This is a genomic window from Acinetobacter sp. YH12126, from assembly GCF_013418745.1.
Lineage (GTDB): Bacteria > Pseudomonadota > Gammaproteobacteria > Pseudomonadales > Moraxellaceae > Acinetobacter > Acinetobacter amyesii.
The window spans coordinates 16,138-32,119 of sequence record NZ_VPBM01000019.1; the positions used below are offsets into that span (position 1 = coordinate 16,138).

Here is a 15,982-nt window from a genome sequence, read left to right on the forward strand (position 1 = left end):
AAATCAATGCTTAAAAAATAACTGAATAATGCGTTTTTTTGGATAACTGAACCATTCTCTAAAAAATGTGAACGATAAGTTCAAGGAAATTACGCTTTTTTACAGGTCTTTCGATAATTGTGACTTGACCGAAATGCCGTACACATTGCAAGATAGGGCACCTAAAAAATTTAAAGTGAAGAGTTAATATAACTTTTCTCAACATTTACATTTGCTAAAACAGCCGAGGATTACATGAAGGCTCTTGTTGCTGTAAAACGTGTGGTTGATGCCAACGTTAAAGTTCGCGTTAAGCCGGACAACAGTGGTGTTGACTTAACGAACGTTAAAATGTCAATTAACCCATTCTGTGAAATCGCAGTGGAAGAAGCGGTTCGTTTAAAAGAAAAAGGAACTGTTTCAGAAATCGTTGTTGTTTCTATTGGTCCTAAAGAAGCTCAAGAACAAATCCGTTCTTCTATGGCGCTTGGTGCAGACCGCGGTATCCTTGTTGAAGCTGACGACAGCCAGTTAGGTGCACTTGAAGTTGCAAAAATCCTAAAAGGTGTTGTAGACGCTGAACAACCTCAATTGATCCTTCTTGGTAAACAAGCAATTGATGACGACTCTAACCAAGTTGGTCAGATGCTTGGCGCGCTTTTAGGTGCTGGCCAAGGTACTTTCGCTTCAGAAGTTAAAGTTGAAGGCGACAAAGTACAAGTGACTCGTGAAATTGACGGTGGTTTACAAACTGTTGAACTTGCACTTCCTGCAATTATCACTACTGACTTGCGTTTGAATGAGCCACGTTATGCTGCTCTTCCAAACATTATGAAAGCGCGTAAAAAACCGCTTGATACTAAGTCACCTGCTGATTATGGCGTTTCACCTGCGACTAAGCTTAAAACTGTTAAAGTTGAAGCTCCTGCAGAACGTAAAGCGGGCGTACAAGTGAAGTCTGTAGACGAGCTTGTAGATAAATTGAAAAACGAAGCGAAAGTGATCTAATACAGAAGGATAAAAATCATGAGTATTTTAGTTATCGCTGAGCACGACAACAAAGCACTAAATGGTGCAACTCTTAACGTTGTTGCTGCAGCGCAAAAAATCGGTGGTGATATCACTGTATTAGTAGCTGGTTCAGGCGCTCAAGCAGTTGCAGACCAAGCAGCTAAAGTTGCGGGTGTAAGCAAAGTATTACTTGCTGACGACGCTGCTTATGCTAATCAATTGGCTGAAAACGTTGCTAAATTAGTTGCTTCTATCGGTGCGGGTTACACTCACATCCTTGCTGCTTCTACGACAACGGGCAAAAACGTACTTCCACGTGCTGCTGCGCTACTTGACGTAAGCATGATCACTGACATCATTACTGTTGAAGGTCCTAAAACTTTCAAACGTCCAATCTATGCAGGCAACGCGATTGCAACTGTAGAGTCTGGCGAGTCTGTTGTAGTTGCGACTGTTCGTGGTACTGCATTTGATGCTGTTGCAAGCGAAGGCGGCTCTGCTGCAGTTGAAGCTGTTGCATCTACTGGTGATGCTGGTATTTCTAAGTTCGTTTCTGAAGAAATCGTGAAATCTGAACGTCCAGAATTAACAGCTGCGCGTATCGTGGTGTCTGGTGGTCGTGGTGTTGGTTCAGGTGAAAACTATCACACTGTTCTTGATCCATTGGCTGACAAACTTGGTGCAGCACAAGGTGCATCTCGTGCAGCAGTTGATGCTGGTTTCGTACCAAACGATATGCAAGTGGGTCAAACAGGTAAAATCGTTGCTCCTGACTTGTACATCGCTGTAGGTATCTCTGGTGCGATTCAGCACTTGGCAGGTATGAAAGAATCTAAAGTGATCGTTGCGATCAACAAAGATGAAGAAGCGCCAATTAACTCAGTAGCTGACTACTGGTTAGTGGGTGATTTGAATACTGTTGTTCCAGAATTAGTATCTAAAATCTAATTTCTGAACACAGTTCAAGACGCTCCTAAGCTTATGGCTTAGGAGCGTTTTTTATTGCGGAGTGAATAGTCTGGTAGATCTTCTTGATCATGCGTAATCGATTAACCATACGTGAATGTACATAAATATGCATTGCACTTTTATTTTTCATATTTATGAGAGTGGTGGATTCTTAATTTCGTACTTCAAAATTCTTACGATATGATTTCTTGTTGTCAGTATTAGGCACTACTGTAGCGTAAGCTAAACGTATGTTGAAACTTAAATGGTAAGTAAGCAGGAGCAATCGCTTGGTAATAGGATGGAAATTAATAAATTATAAAAAATACAAAGATTTAAAATAAAATAATAAAAATTTATCTTTCAAGTTTGAATCTTAAACTTAAAGCAAGCTTAAAGGATTGTATATTTTGTGTTAACATTGCTTTTTTATTGAACTTGCCTTTTAGGCGGAGTCTCCCTTTGAAATTTGATTTTCAGTTACCAGTCAGTGTATTGGTGCTGATGATCTGCTGTTTACTTTTTTCCTGTTTTACAAAGTATCTCTTTTCCTTTATTTGATGGAATGACTGTTACAGCAGTTGAATCGGTCCAAGCATTGTTATTGCTGTTTTTTGCGATTTATACTTTTTTCTATATTCGACCACTTGAAATGCAAGATGGAAAGAAACAATTTTGGTTGTGGGCTGTCGCATGGTGGTTGTTGCTATTTGGTCGCAGTATTAGTTGGGGGCGTGACTATTTTCCTGATGTGCCTAAACCGTATTTTCGTTTAATTTCGGTATTCATGATTGCACCAGTCGTCTTTATGCTATTTTCGCCTTATGCGTCAAGAAATTGTACATAAACTAAAAACCTTGGCTTTGCCAATTTGGCCATTCGGCTTGGTGATAATGGGCTTATTTATTTCTGATGCAGTTGAGCATAGTCGAAGTCTTAGTTTTTTATTTTTGTACGATTTGGCTTATAAAGATTTCATCAAAGAAGTTTATGAATTTCCGCTTATTTTTGGTTTGTTTCTAACAGCATACCCATGGTTGCAGCATGATCATGTGCCTCAAGAATTAGAGGTCATGCAATATCATAAAGAGTGATTTTTATCACATTTATGCCCCTAAATTTGAAGCTTCGAAAAGAAATCTTTTGAACATCAAACAACCTCTATTCGTAGAGGTTTTTTTCACAGCAAATAAAATCAAAATGCTTAAAATAAATACAAAAAATCATGGTTCTAGTGCAAGATGATTGGCACAAAAATCAGGGTTTTTATGCTATACTGTCCGACTTGATTTTTGATATTGGTTCAGTATTTTTTGAACTAATTTTTACAGATTTACGATATATAAATGCGGGCAGAATTCTGCTTGTATAACAAGGAGTATGCATGAGCGTATCGGAAATTAGACCGATTGCCATTGAGGATGAACTGAAGAGCTCATATCTCGATTATGCAATGAGCGTGATTGTGTCACGTGCGTTGCCAGATGTCCGAGATGGTCTCAAACCTGTTCACCGTCGTGTGCTTTTTGCAATGCACGAATTGGGCAATGACTACAACAAAGCTTACAAAAAGTCTGCCCGTGTAGTCGGTGACGTCATCGGTAAATATCACCCACATGGTGACTTAGCTGTATACGAAACCATTGTTCGTATGGCTCAAGATTTCAGTTTACGCTATCAATTGGTTGATGGTCAGGGTAACTTCGGTTCTGTCGATGGTGACAGTGCAGCAGCAATGCGTTATACCGAAGTTCGTATGCGTAAATTAACCCACGAACTTTTAGCGGATCTTGAGAAAGATACCGTAGAGTGGGAAGACAACTACGACGGTTCTGAACGTATTCCACAAGTAATGCCAACACGTGTGCCTAACTTGTTGATTAACGGTGTAGCTGGTATTGCAGTAGGTATGGCAACGAACATGGCTCCGCATAATATGACAGAAGTCATTAATGCATGTCTTGCTTATGCCAACGATCCGCATATCAGCATTGAAGGGTTAATGGAACACATTTCTGGTCCAGACTTCCCTACAGGCGGCATCATTTACGGTAAATCAGGCATTGTCGATGCGTACCGTACTGGTAAAGGCCGTTTGCATATCCGTGGTAAATATCACATTGAAGAAGACCAAAAATCGGGCCGTAGCACGATTGTCTTCACTGAAATTCCTTATCAAGTTAACAAAGCAAAAACCATTGAACGTATTGCTGAGTTGGTTAAAGAGAAAAAACTTGAAGGTATTTCTGAACTTCGTGATGAATCAGATAAAGAAGGGATGCGTATTGCAATTGACTTGAAGCGTGGTGAAAACGCCGAAGTGATTGTAAATAACCTATTCCAAAATACCCAATTAGAAAATTCATTCAGCATTAACATGGTCTGCCTCGATAATGGTCAGCCTAAGTTAATGAACTTGAAAGATATTATTGCAGCGTTTATCCGTCACCGTCAGGAAGTGGTCACACGCCGTACCATGTTCGAATTGCGTAAAGCACGTGAACGTGGACATATCTTAGAAGGTTTGACGGTTGCTCTGGCAAATATCGATGCGATCATTGAAACCATCAAAACATCTGCAAATCCAAGCGAAGCGCGCGAACGTTTACAAGCGGGCGAGTGGGCAGGCGGAGGTGTTGTTGCCTTGCTTGAAAAAGCAGGCGCGGTATCTGTCCGTCCAGATGAAATTGAAGGCGAAGATCCAGCACGTCCATTTGGTTTAACAGGTGATATTTATCGTCTGTCTCCAACCCAAGTGGGTGCGATCTTAGAACTTCGTTTACATCGTTTAACTGGTCTAGAACAAGACAAGTTACAAGCTGAATATACAGAAATTCTTGGTCAAATTGCTGAATACACGGCAATTTTGAACGATTTCAACTTATTGATGAACGTGATTAAAGAAGAATTGGCTTTAATCCTTCAACAATATGGCGATGCACGTCGTACCGATATCGTGGAATCACGTATCGACTTCTCTCGTGAAGATTTAATCCCTGAAGAGCAAATGGTACTAACTGTTTCTAAATCAGGCTATGCAAAAACTCAACCATTGTCAGACTACGCTGCACAGCGTCGTGGTGGACGTGGTAAGTCTGCAACTTCAATGAAAGAAGACGATTACATCCAACATTTGATCGTGACTTCTAACCACGCAACAGTGCTTTGCTTTACCAATGTGGGTAAAGTTTATCGTTTGAAAGTGTATGAAGTACCTCAAGCATCTCGTGGTGCGAAAGGTCGTCCGATGGTGAACTTATTGCCATTAGATGAAAACGAAACCATCACCGCTATTTTACCTGTGGTTGATGCGCCGAAGAAATTTAAAGAACGCTTGGCTGACTTTAAAGCATTTGTAAAAGCCAATAGTGCACAGCTACAAACCAATGAAGTGATTAATAGTCATTTTGCTGGTTTAGAAGCTGCACTTGCTGAGACTGAAGACGGTGCAGATGACTTGTCTGATGCATTACGTGTTCAATTGAAACAGTTGGGCTTAGAGCTTTCTACCACTGATCTTGATGATGAAATCATCAATGACTTTGCACAGCAAGCAGAAGCCGTTCGTAAAAACTTCTACGTATTTATGGCAACAGAATACGGTACGATTAAACGTGTTGAGTTAGAACAATTCTCGAATGTTCGTTCTAACGGTCTACGTGCGATTGAACTCAATGGTGATGACACCTTAATTGGTGTTGCTATTACTGATGGCGAACAACAAATCATGTTGTTCTCAAACGAAGGTAAAGCCATTCGTTTTGCAGAAACTGACGTGCGTTCAATGGGCCGTTCTGCCAAAGGTGTCCGTGGTATGCGCGTGACCATTGGTGCGGCAGCTCAAGCTGAAGACGCTGAGGATGCGGATGTAGAATCTGATGATGACGATACCTCTGATTCAGCTCTCATTAGCCGTATAGTGTCATTGGTGGTTGTTCCGGAAACTGGTGAAGTACTTTGTGCTTCAGCTAATGGTTATGGTAAACGTACACCAGTAGATGACTTCCCAACCAAGAAACGTGGCGGTAAAGGTGTTATTGCAATTAAAACATCTGAACGTAACGGTGAACTTGTTGGTGCGGTAGCGATTGATGCGTCTAAAGAGCTAATGTTAATTTCAGATGGCGGTACGTTGGTTCGTACACGTGCGTCTGAAGTGGCACAAACAGGTCGTAATGCTCAAGGTGTTCGTTTGATCCGTTTAGGTGAAAGCGAAATCTTAGTCGGTGTTGTGGCGATCGAAGCAGTTGAAGAAGATGAAACTTTTGAAGAAGTGGAAGCAATCGAAACTGAGCAACTTGTAGATGACTCAACGATTATTGATCAAAATGACAATGAATCAGATCTCAATGAGCCTGAAGAAGACTAATTGAAGATTGAGAAAAGAGGGCGCTACGGCGTCCTTTTTTATAGACAGATAATTTTAGATTGATGAGTACAATATGAAATTAAAATATTTTGCAATGGCTTCACTTATTGGGCTTGGCGGCTGTGACCAAATTGGCCAAAAAGCATTAAATGCAATACCAGACCCAAGTACTGAACAGACTGAAGTTGCCCAAGCTGCCTATGATCAATTACGTGAAGGCAATTTTGAAAAGCTGTACACTTACTTTGAACCAGAACTCAAAGCGAAGTTTGAACAGAATGAAAAAGAGCTGCGTAAATTTGCACGAGGTATTCCGAAACAAGATTACTCACGTAAAAATATAGTGGCTAAGCACATTGAAAAATCGACTGAAAAGCCGTCTTTATATACGGTCACTTATGAGTACGGTTATACCAATAAAAACCTTGTACAGTATGATGTAAGTTTTGATAAACCTGCAGGAAGTAACAAAATTCGAGATTTTAATATTTCAGTATTTGGTGAAAAAAATAAATAAAGTTTGGTAAAAAATAAAACAAAGCTGTAAAAAAGGACGCCGAAGCGTCCTTTTTTATGGCATAAAATTAAGCGGCATCTTTTAGATTAGAGGCATAATTTTTTTGTTTTTCAGTATCAAATTGGCCTTCCCATTTACTGATCACCAGTACCGCAAGCGCGTTACCAATCACATTCAGTACAGTACGTGCCATATCTAAAATACGGTCAATACCTGCAATGAATGCCAGACCTTCGAGAGGAATACCGACACTGCCGAGAGTCGCCAGCAAGACCACGAAAGAAACGCCAGGTACACCTGCAATCCCTTTAGACGTAATCATCAAGGTCAGTACTAGAATCACTTGTTGGGTGATTGTCAGATCGATCCCGTAAAGCTGAGCAATAAAGATAGCCGCAATACTTTGATATAGGGTCGAACCATCGAGGTTAAATGAATAGCCAATTGGAATTACGAAACTGGTAATCGGTTTCGGGGCACCATAAGCTTCCATTTTTTCCATAATACGGGGGAGGACAGTTTCAGAACTTGCAGTTGAATACGCGAGAATCAATTCATCTTTTAAGATCTTGATAATGGCCCAAACACTGAAGCCACAGAATTTAGCAACTGCACCTAATACAATGAAAATAAAGAAGAAGATTGCACCATAAACTAAAACTGCGAGTTTAAGCAGTGGCACAAGTGAGCTGAAGCCGAAATTCGCAACAGTTGCAGCAATCAAGCCGAATACACCAATAGGTGCAAACATCATGATCATGTGCGTAACTTTAAACATCGTTTCAGAAACAGCGGTCAACACTTTAATTAAAGGTTGTTTTACTTCCTGATCAAGCGCACCTAAACCTACACCAAACATCACAGAGAAAAAGATGATTGGGAGCATTTGACCACTCGTCAAAGCTGCAAAAAAGTTAGATGGAATAAGTGAAAGTATTGTTTGAATCAAACCATGAGAATGTTCACTGACTTCATGTGTTGTTTCTTGATACTTTGAAATATCGACTTGCGTCAATGCAGACATATCAATGCCGGCACCAGGTTGGAATACGTTGGCTGCAACTAAACCGACTAAAATAGCAACGGTGGTAATGATTTCAAAATAAATAATTGTTTTGAAACCAAGTTTACCTAAGTTACTACCGTGACTTGTATTGGCAATACCTAAAATAAGCATCGACACAACAAGCGGAATAACGATCATCTTAATGAGGTTAATAAAAATTGAACCCAAAGGCGTCAAAAAGTTATTAACTAAAGCATCACGATATTCAGGAGAATAGTGTAGGAAAGCACCAACAAATATACCTAGAATGAGAGCAATCACGATTTGCCAGGCAAGGCTCACCTTAATCTTTTTCATACATCAGCTCTTATGTCAGATTTGGGAGAAAAAAGCCCACAGTCATCCACGAACAAATGTTGCAGACAGATTGAGTCCGCCATGACAAAAAGTTCTGAATAATTTGGGAGATAAATACGACAATATTTTGCAGTTTATATGAGAATACAGCCAACGATTTTGATCAAAACCAAACTGTTTGATCGATAAATTATCATTTTTAGTAGTATAAGCGATTTGATTATTAAGTTTAATTTATAAAACGAATAAAATTGAGTTATTAATAAACACTTCACAAAATCTCTGATTTACCTAGAAAGATCGAAAAACTAAATGTGAGCCTGTATTTTTCATTTTTATATAGAAGTTTGCTTTATACTTGTGAGGCAGATAAATCAGTGAAAATTCTATAAATCACACAGATTATCCGAAATAAATTTTAACTTTATATATTTTAATAATAACCAGAGGGCTTGTACGGTGTTGAAAAAATTAGTCGTCATCATTGCTTTAATCTTACCTATAACGGCTTGTGAAAAAATCGGCGATTTCTTGATTGCAAAATTCGAATCAAGCCTACCAAGTGAGACAAGCTCACAGCGTATCAAGTCAGAAAAATTATTCGCAGCACTACACCAACCCCATCAAGATAGCTTTTTGGCATTGGTTGAAGAAAATGTTCGTGATGCGATGCTGGCAGATCCGGAGCTGTTTTCACGTATGAAAAAGCTGATTCCAGCAGGTCAACCTAGCGCTGAGGCGGAAGTGATTCAGCGAATGGCAAATACTCGGCTGGGAGAAGGGGAGACCACAACGATTGTGTATAAATATGATTATCCGCAAAAAAAACTATATATGAGTGTGGTCTTTGCAGGTCATGATGGGGACGATAAAGTGAAAGGATTCTGGCTTGAAAACGCTGCAGAAAAAGAGTCAGATGATTTGGTTACTGAGATCACCTCAGATGTAGATGATTTTGATATTCAAGTGGATGAAGCATCGACTGTCACGCCAACTGCATACAGCTAATAGATGACAGCAAGAATTTAAATTTGAGACATGATTAGAAGCAAAGCGTTCGAGTCCATGATGAATAGGTTTGAACGCATTTCGCTTGAGACCAGACATGTCTTACAGCACAAACAGTTTTATCTTTTGGCAAACTTTAAACGCCAGACAGCAAGACATAAAAAAATCAGTCCAATACTTGTGAGGTAAAGCAGTTTAGGAATGACGATTGTTGTAGGTACACCCATCTGATTGAGTTGAATAAACATTTGAATGCCTTGAGTTGACGGCAACACCTGAGCAAGTATTTGCATCCATTCAGGCATAGCTGCATGTGGCCATGCCGTTCCCGAGAGTAGAAATAGCGGAATAGAACTAAAAACGATGACATGTCCTGCACGTTCTGGCAGGTCAAGAAAAGTTGCGAGATAGAGGGTCATCGCAATAATACAACTGAGGAAGATGGGCACAGCAATGAACATGCCCCAAAAATTTCCACCGCGTGGATAATCATTCAGCCAAAAGGTAAAACCAAATAAATAGAAGCACCCCAAAGTTCCAATGGTCAAAATACACAAGAAAATGCCAGCTAATTGTGTATAGCTTGGACGCCATGTGGTGTTTTGTCGATAGGTCGTAATCAGCATGCACAGACCCAATAAAATCGTCTGATGAATAATTAAGGGTGCAACCGCTGGGAAAATATAGCTGCCATAGCCTGAAAGTGGATTAAATAATGGAATCTTATGGATAGACAAAGCGGGGCTAAAATCGGATATGTTCTGGAATTTTTCTGCATATTCGACGAGGGCATTTTCCATCGAACTGGCTAAACCTAAGCCAATTTTTTGTGTCTTTAGAAAGTTTGCAGCACTGAGATATAAACCAATTCCACCGGTTTCACCACGGCGAATGCTATTTGAAAGATTACTCGGCAACAGTAAAATCCCGTCAGCTTGCTGACTTCTGAGCATATTTTCAGCCTCAGCAAAATTACCAGTCACAGCTTGAATTTCTACATTGGGACTATTGGCTACAGCACCAATAATCGTATTGGTGAGTATGCTTTGTTCCTCATCCACCACAATGATAGGGAGCGATTCTGCGTGTTCCGCTTGATAGGCAATAGGATAAAAAAAACTGTAAAGAAAAACAGAAAGCACTAAAGTGGTTAAAATCGAACTGTGCTTCACAATATCTTTAAAGGTTTGAATATAGTGTCTGAGCAAATTTGATAAAAATGACGCGATTACATTCATATGACTTGCTCCTTTAGTACTTTACGTAGAAAGAAGCTGGCAAGAACAAAATAGAACAGACAGTAAATGATCAGGGTGACAAGCGGTGTGATTGAAATGGAGATTGGGCTACCAATGACCCATTGTTCTGTTTGTAATTTGGCATAAGGCGTATAGGGAATAATATTGGCCCAAAACTTTGTAAACATCGGTGCGTTATTCAGCGGCAATGTTACCCCTGCAAAACTCAGTGATGAGCCACCATATACCGCAATAAAACCAAAAGACTTGGTGAGATCACGCGTTGCTAAAACTACGGTAGAGCTGATAAAGGCATAGGCTGTATAAAAAAACAATTGCCCGAGCAAAATTAGCAATAATGAACCCTGAACAAACCAACCTCGAAACACGATTAGCCAAAACATCCACGCCCATGTCCAAGCGGTAAAAATGAAAACATAACTGAGATTTTTAGCGATTAAAGCTTGAAAGACAGAAGTCGGTTTCACCCATTGATTTACAGTGCCATATTTGATTTCTTGACCAACCGAAAATGCGACACAGCAACACAGTAGTAAATGTAGAATCGCAGGAATCATGTAGGGCTCTAAATAGAACTCGTAATTTAAACCCGGATTGTATAAGGGTGAAATTTTGACATTGGGCGTCGGTGCATCAAGGTAGGGAATAGTATTTTCTAAATACTGATGACCACTAAAATCGGCCATGGCTTGCAGTGTACTCAGTAACATGGCTGATGAAATACTATTGCCGACACTAAAATAGCTTTGGTTATAGGCAATGCTGATTTCTGCATCTTTTGCTTGAACCAGTCGTTGCTCTGCACCAGCAGGAATATGAATATAGCCCCAAATTTGAGTCTGATTTAAAAGCTTTTCAGCATCGTCCATACTAGGTGTAATGGTGGCTACTTTTAAAGTATGGTTGAGCTGCGCAAAATGAGTAATGTTACGGCTTAAACTGCTTTGATCTTGGTCTATGATCGCGATGGGTAAATGATCTGGTTTGCCTTGAGCAAACATATTAGTAAAGAGCAAAATCACAAGGGCAGGGGCAAGTGTGACCATACACAAGTCCCATTTATGCTGCATCAAATAGCGAAACTCACGCAGAATGCCCCTAAACATTATTTACGCTCTTCAATTTTAAACAAAACGCTCATACCCACTTTTAAGTCAGCAATCGGCTGAGCGGGTTTCAGTTGGATTTTAAAACTACGAATGTCATAGCCGCCCGTTTGTCGCGTGGTTTTAATCGTTGCAAATTCACCTTCGGCTTCTATGTGATCAATTTTAAAATCGGCAGATTTGTTCAGTGCGGGTATAAATCCATGCATGGTCTTGAGTTGATACACTTGAGCATACTGGTCTTCACGGACATTTAAGCTAATCCATAAGCTATCATCTTGAATCAGGCTTACAACGGGCACACCCATTGCAACTAATTCTGAAACTTTGCCATAGATTTTTGAAATAGTGCCATTGGAGGGTGCAAACAATTTGGTTTCAGCCTCAAGTGCATTGGCTTCAGCCAACGCGGCTTGCGCAATCTTGACTTGGGCATCTGCCGAGCTTTGTTGTTGCGGTGTACTGCCACGTTTTGCACGCGCATATTGTTGATAAGACGCTTCTGTCATTTGTGCAGCAGACACTGCGGCAGCTTGCATTTCATCACGGCGTTGTCGTGAAATCACACCTTCTTTATAGAGGTTTTGACCACGTTGGTAGGTGGTTTGCGCCAATTGTTGCTGTGCTTTTAGACTTTGCCAATTGGCATACAAACTATCAATATTTTCTTGTTGAGAGCCACGTTCAGCTGTGGATTGCAGTGCTTGCGCAGATTGGAGTGCAGCTAAAGCCTGTTGTTTCTTTGCATCGACTTCGGGGCTGGTTAAACGAACCAGTGCTTGACCTGCTTGTACTTTTTCACCGTCATGCACATATATTTCTTCGATACGGCTGGGTACTTTGGTACTAATGTGGATGGTTTCTGCCTCTACTCGACCTTGTAATTCAACCTGTTTGGGCTGATAACTTTTCCATAAGCCAAATGCAATTAATGCCAAAAGCAGAATCAAGACGATGCCAATCCCGAACTTGATCAAAGCAGGTTTATTGCGACTTTGCACTGAGCTATTTTTCGTCTCAGCATCGGTGTTTGTATTCACTTTTTTTTGAGTATCCTCAGCAGTATTTGCTGTAGACGAAACGTTTGAACTCGAGACATTGGATTGGGATGTTTCAGCATTCGCAGAGGCATCTTCTTGGTGATCAGTTGGTTCCTGATTCATATTGTTTCCCCTCGGCTAAACTTAGCGAATATAGTCGGTGTGTGATTGATTGATATAGCTTTGGAACTGGTCAATGCTCCCGTGACTTTGTAGCAGTGTTGCGAGTGACATCACGTATTTATAAGCATTCAGCGCCATTTCACTTTGTAGCCCACTCAGTGCATTTTGTGCATCAATGACTTGTGTGGCTGTTCCCATATCTTCCTTAAATGAAAGCTGTTGGATTCTTAAATTTTCTTGCGCGGCTTTTAGATTTTGCTGCAACAACAGGTGACTTTGCTGAGCGCTGGTGACTTCATTAAACGAGCTATAAATCAGGCTTTCGATTTCTTGTTTGGTACGCTCGGTCATTAACTCAGATGCATAGCGTTGAAGTTCAGCGGCTTGTACGGATTTGTTTTTATCAACACCTGAAAATAAGTTGTAGCGAGCGGCAACACCAACGATCCAGTTTTGTTTATCGTCGAGACTATATTCGCCAAATGCAAAGACGTTGGGTTTTTTTGCTGCGCTTTGGGCTTTCACATTGGCACCGGCCAATTGACTGTCCAATTGCATTTTACGCACCAAACTAGACTTATCCTGATAACTTTTTAGTAAGGCGGTTATATTTTGATTGTGTTGCTGATTGATAAATAATGGCGTTGAAAGATCAGTAATTTGGCTGCTTTGCATTAAGTTGTTTAACTTAAATAAGCTAGAGCGGAGATTCGCTTCAGTATTTTGAAAAGTTCTGAGCGCATTATTCTTCGCCACTTCAAATTGCATACGCTGGCCTTTGCTAATGAAACCCTGTTGTTCCATTTTGAGTGCATTGGCATAGTGTTGTTGCATCGCATTTAAATTGAAGCGGCTGCTTTCGACTAATTTTTTTTGTAATTGAGCATTGAAGTAGGCTTGGATTAATTCAAAACGTTGCACATCTTGTTGTTGTTCACTGCTTATCGCGCTGCGTTTGGCTTGGATATTGGCAATTTCCTTGGCGCTAGACGTTAACCCACCGGTATACAGCGGCATCATTACGGAAACGGTAGGGCGGATCACTTGATCATCTAAGACCACTTGGGAAGAATCTGGAATTAATCCGACACCATCACGGATTGGCTGTTGCAGACTGTCTTTTAATGGGTCTGCCAAATCACTCGGTAAGCTTTCATCAATTTTATTATTAATGCCATTACTCAGCGTTTGTTCTAAGTTATTTTTTAGGGCACCGAGAGGAATATCGAGTTCATTATGAAAGGCATAGGCACGGACGTTTAAATCCACACGAGGTAAACCAAGCCCTTTAATGGCCTGAGCTTGAAGTTCGGCAGATTGTTGTAGCGCTTGGTTGGCCTGAGTACTATGCGAACTAGTGAGTAGACTTTGTTCTGCTTGGCTATAACTGATACTTTGCGCAAGTACGGTGGGGCTAAAAAAGCCACTGAAACAACCAAGGCCAAGCAGCAATCCTGAACGAAATGTATGTTTAATTTTTATAGAATAATCTGTTCGAGGTAGAGGCATAAAAACACACTCACAGCTAGGATGGGTTCATTATAGTCATTGTGATGAAGTTGGGTAAATTCACTAAGTTGTTGTATTGTTTCATATACATATGTAAATAAATTTTATCTTTGCAGCGCACATCATTTTTCGCACATCAAGACCTTAAATTAGCATCAATTCAAGGGATAAAAAATATCAGTAAATCTAATAATTTGAATTAAGAAGAATTAATTTTGATCTTTATTGAAATTTTGACTTTAAATGTCAGACAGCATTGGAATATTTTCAGCTTTAACTACTGCAAGCACGCGTCAGATATGGTTAAATGCCATCATTTTATTGTGTTTCACTTTGAAAGGAAAACTCATGCGCGCGTACAACTTCTGTGCTGGTCCTGCTGCATTACCCACTGCCGTTTTAGAAAAAGCTCAAGCTGAAATGCTTGACTGGCAAGGCAAAGGCCTTTCGATCATGGAAATGAGCCACCGTAGTAAAGACTATGTCGCTGTGGCAGAGAAAGCAGAAGCTGATCTTCGCAAGCTGATGAATATTCCAGACAACTATAAAGTGTTATTCCTTCAAGGTGGCGCATCACTGCAATTCTCTGCGATCCCATTAAACCTATTGGGTAAAAACAGCAAAGCAGACTATATCCACACTGGTATTTGGTCTGAAAAAGCGTTGAAAGAAGCACAGCGTTATGGCGACATTAATGTCGTTGAAGCGGGTACGAGCATTGACGGTAAACTTGCGATTACTGATCAAAGCACTTGGAACTTATCTGATGATGCGGCTTATGTGCATTATGCAGATAATGAAACTATTGGCGGTCTTCAGTTTGCCAATATTCCTGAAACAGACAAACCATTGGTTGCCGATTTTTCATCAAGCATTTTATCTGCACCGTTAGATGTATCTAAGTTCGGTTTAATCTATGCAGGCGCTCAGAAAAATATAGGTCCTGCTGGTTTAACTTTGGTGATTATTCGTGATGATTTATTGGATCAAGCGAAAGCAGATATTCCAAGTATCTTGAAATATTCAGCTCAAGCGAAAAATGGTTCAATGGTGAATACACCATCAACTTATGCATGGTACTTATCTGGCCTGGTTTTTGAGTGGTTACTTGAGCAGGGTGGTGTAGACGCAATTTATAAAGCGAATATGGCAAAAGCTGAATTGCTTTATGGTTATATCGATTCAAGCGATTTCTATGCAAATCCAATTGCAAAAGAATTCCGTTCAATCATGAACGTACCATTTACTTTGGCGAACCCAGAATTGGAAAAACAATTCTTGAAAGAAGCTGAAGAAAACCATTTATTGAATTTAGCTGGTCACCGTTCAGTGGGTGGTATGCGTGCAAGTATTTATAATGCTGTTCCGCTAGAAGGTGTTCAAGCACTGGTTAACTTTATGGATGACTTTGCAAAACGCAACGCATAATTGTAAAGGCATAAAAAAACCGGCAAATGCCGGTTTTTTTATTGAATAGATTAAAAAATAAAAGTATGTAAAACGTATGCACAAATCAGCATACCTAACATAAAAAATAAGCAGGACATTGGCTCGATTTGATATCGAGATTCCATGTGATGGTCAACTTGCGATAAGTTTTCTTCTTGCACGACTTTCATAGATATTCTTTCCGATCTATTTATCGTTAATTACTATTTCTTAAACGCATTTTTAACATAATTATTTGATTAAATAAAGTACTATCTGCCGTAAACTTACTAAACTATTTAGTTTATTTAAAAATAAGCAA

The 15,982-nt window shown here is 40.0% G+C and carries 13 protein-coding genes; 8 read left to right on the plus strand and 5 right to left on the minus strand.

Annotated features, from left to right (window positions below; all coding sequences use genetic code 11):
- The first annotated feature begins 234 nt into the window (after positions 1–234).
- From FTU62_RS13290 to FTU62_RS13310, 6 genes are all read left to right on the plus strand, one after another.
- Entirely contained in the window at positions 235–987 is a 753-nt protein-coding gene (locus tag FTU62_RS13290) for an electron transfer flavoprotein subunit beta/FixA family protein (protein ID WP_078192067.1), read from the plus strand.
- A gap of 18 nt (positions 988–1,005) precedes the next feature.
- Entirely contained in the window at positions 1,006–1,938 is a 933-nt protein-coding gene (locus FTU62_RS13295) for an FAD-binding protein (RefSeq protein ID WP_180093702.1), read from the plus strand.
- A gap of 565 nt (positions 1,939–2,503) precedes the next feature.
- A complete protein-coding gene (locus FTU62_RS17480) occupies positions 2,504–2,785 on the plus strand; it encodes a hypothetical protein (RefSeq protein WP_257223216.1) in 282 nt (93 codons plus the stop codon).
- Positions 2,763–3,032, plus strand: coding sequence for a hypothetical protein (locus FTU62_RS17485; protein WP_257223217.1), 270 nt, complete (start codon positions 2,763–2,765; stop codon positions 3,030–3,032). Before FTU62_RS17480 ends, FTU62_RS17485 begins: the two co-directional genes overlap by 23 nt.
- A 290-nt stretch (positions 3,033–3,322) precedes the next feature.
- Positions 3,323–6,307, plus strand: coding sequence for a DNA gyrase subunit A (gyrA, locus tag FTU62_RS13305; RefSeq protein WP_180102918.1), 2,985 nt, complete (start codon positions 3,323–3,325; stop codon positions 6,305–6,307).
- A 73-nt stretch (positions 6,308–6,380) separates the two neighbouring features.
- Positions 6,381–6,824 carry a DUF3887 domain-containing protein gene (locus FTU62_RS13310; RefSeq protein WP_180102919.1) on the plus strand — a complete coding sequence of 148 codons (444 nt, stop codon included), beginning with the start codon at positions 6,381–6,383 and terminating at the stop codon, positions 6,822–6,824.
- 67 nt (positions 6,825–6,891) lie between these two features.
- Here FTU62_RS13310 and gltP read toward each other — a convergent pair whose 3' ends face one another.
- Positions 6,892–8,187, minus strand: coding sequence for a glutamate/aspartate:proton symporter GltP (gltP, locus tag FTU62_RS13315; RefSeq protein ID WP_180102920.1), 1,296 nt, complete (start codon positions 8,185–8,187; stop codon positions 6,892–6,894).
- Between the two features lie 459 nt (positions 8,188–8,646).
- Between gltP and FTU62_RS13320 the strand changes: the two genes are divergently transcribed.
- Positions 8,647–9,195: a hypothetical protein gene (locus FTU62_RS13320; RefSeq protein ID WP_180102921.1), complete on the plus strand. Its 549-nt coding sequence runs from the start codon at positions 8,647–8,649 to the stop codon at positions 9,193–9,195.
- A gap of 119 nt (positions 9,196–9,314) precedes the next feature.
- Here FTU62_RS13320 and FTU62_RS13325 read toward each other — a convergent pair whose 3' ends face one another.
- The 4 genes from FTU62_RS13325 to FTU62_RS13340 are packed head-to-tail and all read right to left on the minus strand — an operon-like array spanning position 9,315 to position 14,232.
- Positions 9,315–10,433 (minus strand): ABC transporter permease, encoded by a 1,119-nt coding sequence (locus FTU62_RS13325; protein WP_180102922.1) that lies wholly within the window; start codon positions 10,431–10,433, stop codon positions 9,315–9,317.
- Positions 10,430–11,560, minus strand: coding sequence for an ABC transporter permease (locus FTU62_RS13330; protein WP_180102923.1), 1,131 nt, complete (start codon positions 11,558–11,560; stop codon positions 10,430–10,432). Before FTU62_RS13330 ends, FTU62_RS13325 begins: the two co-directional genes overlap by 4 nt.
- Positions 11,560–12,723, minus strand: coding sequence for an HlyD family secretion protein (locus tag FTU62_RS13335; protein WP_180102924.1), 1,164 nt, complete (start codon positions 12,721–12,723; stop codon positions 11,560–11,562). Before FTU62_RS13335 ends, FTU62_RS13330 begins: the two co-directional genes overlap by 1 nt.
- Positions 12,724–12,744: 21 nt before the next feature.
- Entirely contained in the window at positions 12,745–14,232 is a 1,488-nt protein-coding gene (locus FTU62_RS13340; protein WP_180102925.1) for a TolC family protein, read from the minus strand.
- A 348-nt stretch (positions 14,233–14,580) separates the two neighbouring features.
- Here FTU62_RS13340 and serC point away from each other — a divergent pair, with 348 nt between their 5' ends.
- Positions 14,581–15,660, plus strand: coding sequence for a 3-phosphoserine/phosphohydroxythreonine transaminase (serC, locus tag FTU62_RS13345; protein ID WP_078190394.1), 1,080 nt, complete (start codon positions 14,581–14,583; stop codon positions 15,658–15,660).
- Positions 15,661–15,982: the final 322 nt, after the last annotated feature.

Coding starts and splice junctions, on each gene's coding strand:
- FTU62_RS17485 (WP_257223217.1), top strand. CDS start 2,763: ATGCGTCAAGAAATTGTACATAAACTAAAAACCTTGGCTTTGCCAATT.
- gyrA (WP_180102918.1), top strand. CDS start 3,323: ATGAGCGTATCGGAAATTAGACCGATTGCCATTGAGGATGAACTGAAG.
- serC (WP_078190394.1), top strand. CDS start 14,581: ATGCGCGCGTACAACTTCTGTGCTGGTCCTGCTGCATTACCCACTGCC.
- gltP (WP_180102920.1), bottom strand. CDS start 8,187: ATGAAAAAGATTAAGGTGAGCCTTGCCTGGCAAATCGTGATTGCTCTC.
- FTU62_RS13295 (WP_180093702.1), top strand. CDS start 1,006: ATGAGTATTTTAGTTATCGCTGAGCACGACAACAAAGCACTAAATGGT.
- FTU62_RS13325 (WP_180102922.1), bottom strand. CDS start 10,433: ATGAATGTAATCGCGTCATTTTTATCAAATTTGCTCAGACACTATATT.
- FTU62_RS13310 (WP_180102919.1), top strand. CDS start 6,381: ATGAAATTAAAATATTTTGCAATGGCTTCACTTATTGGGCTTGGCGGC.
- FTU62_RS13335 (WP_180102924.1), bottom strand. CDS start 12,723: ATGAATCAGGAACCAACTGATCACCAAGAAGATGCCTCTGCGAATGCT.
- FTU62_RS13290 (WP_078192067.1), top strand. CDS start 235: ATGAAGGCTCTTGTTGCTGTAAAACGTGTGGTTGATGCCAACGTTAAA.
- FTU62_RS17480 (WP_257223216.1), top strand. CDS start 2,504: ATGACTGTTACAGCAGTTGAATCGGTCCAAGCATTGTTATTGCTGTTT.
- FTU62_RS13340 (WP_180102925.1), bottom strand. CDS start 14,232: ATGCCTCTACCTCGAACAGATTATTCTATAAAAATTAAACATACATTT.
- FTU62_RS13330 (WP_180102923.1), bottom strand. CDS start 11,560: ATGTTTAGGGGCATTCTGCGTGAGTTTCGCTATTTGATGCAGCATAAA.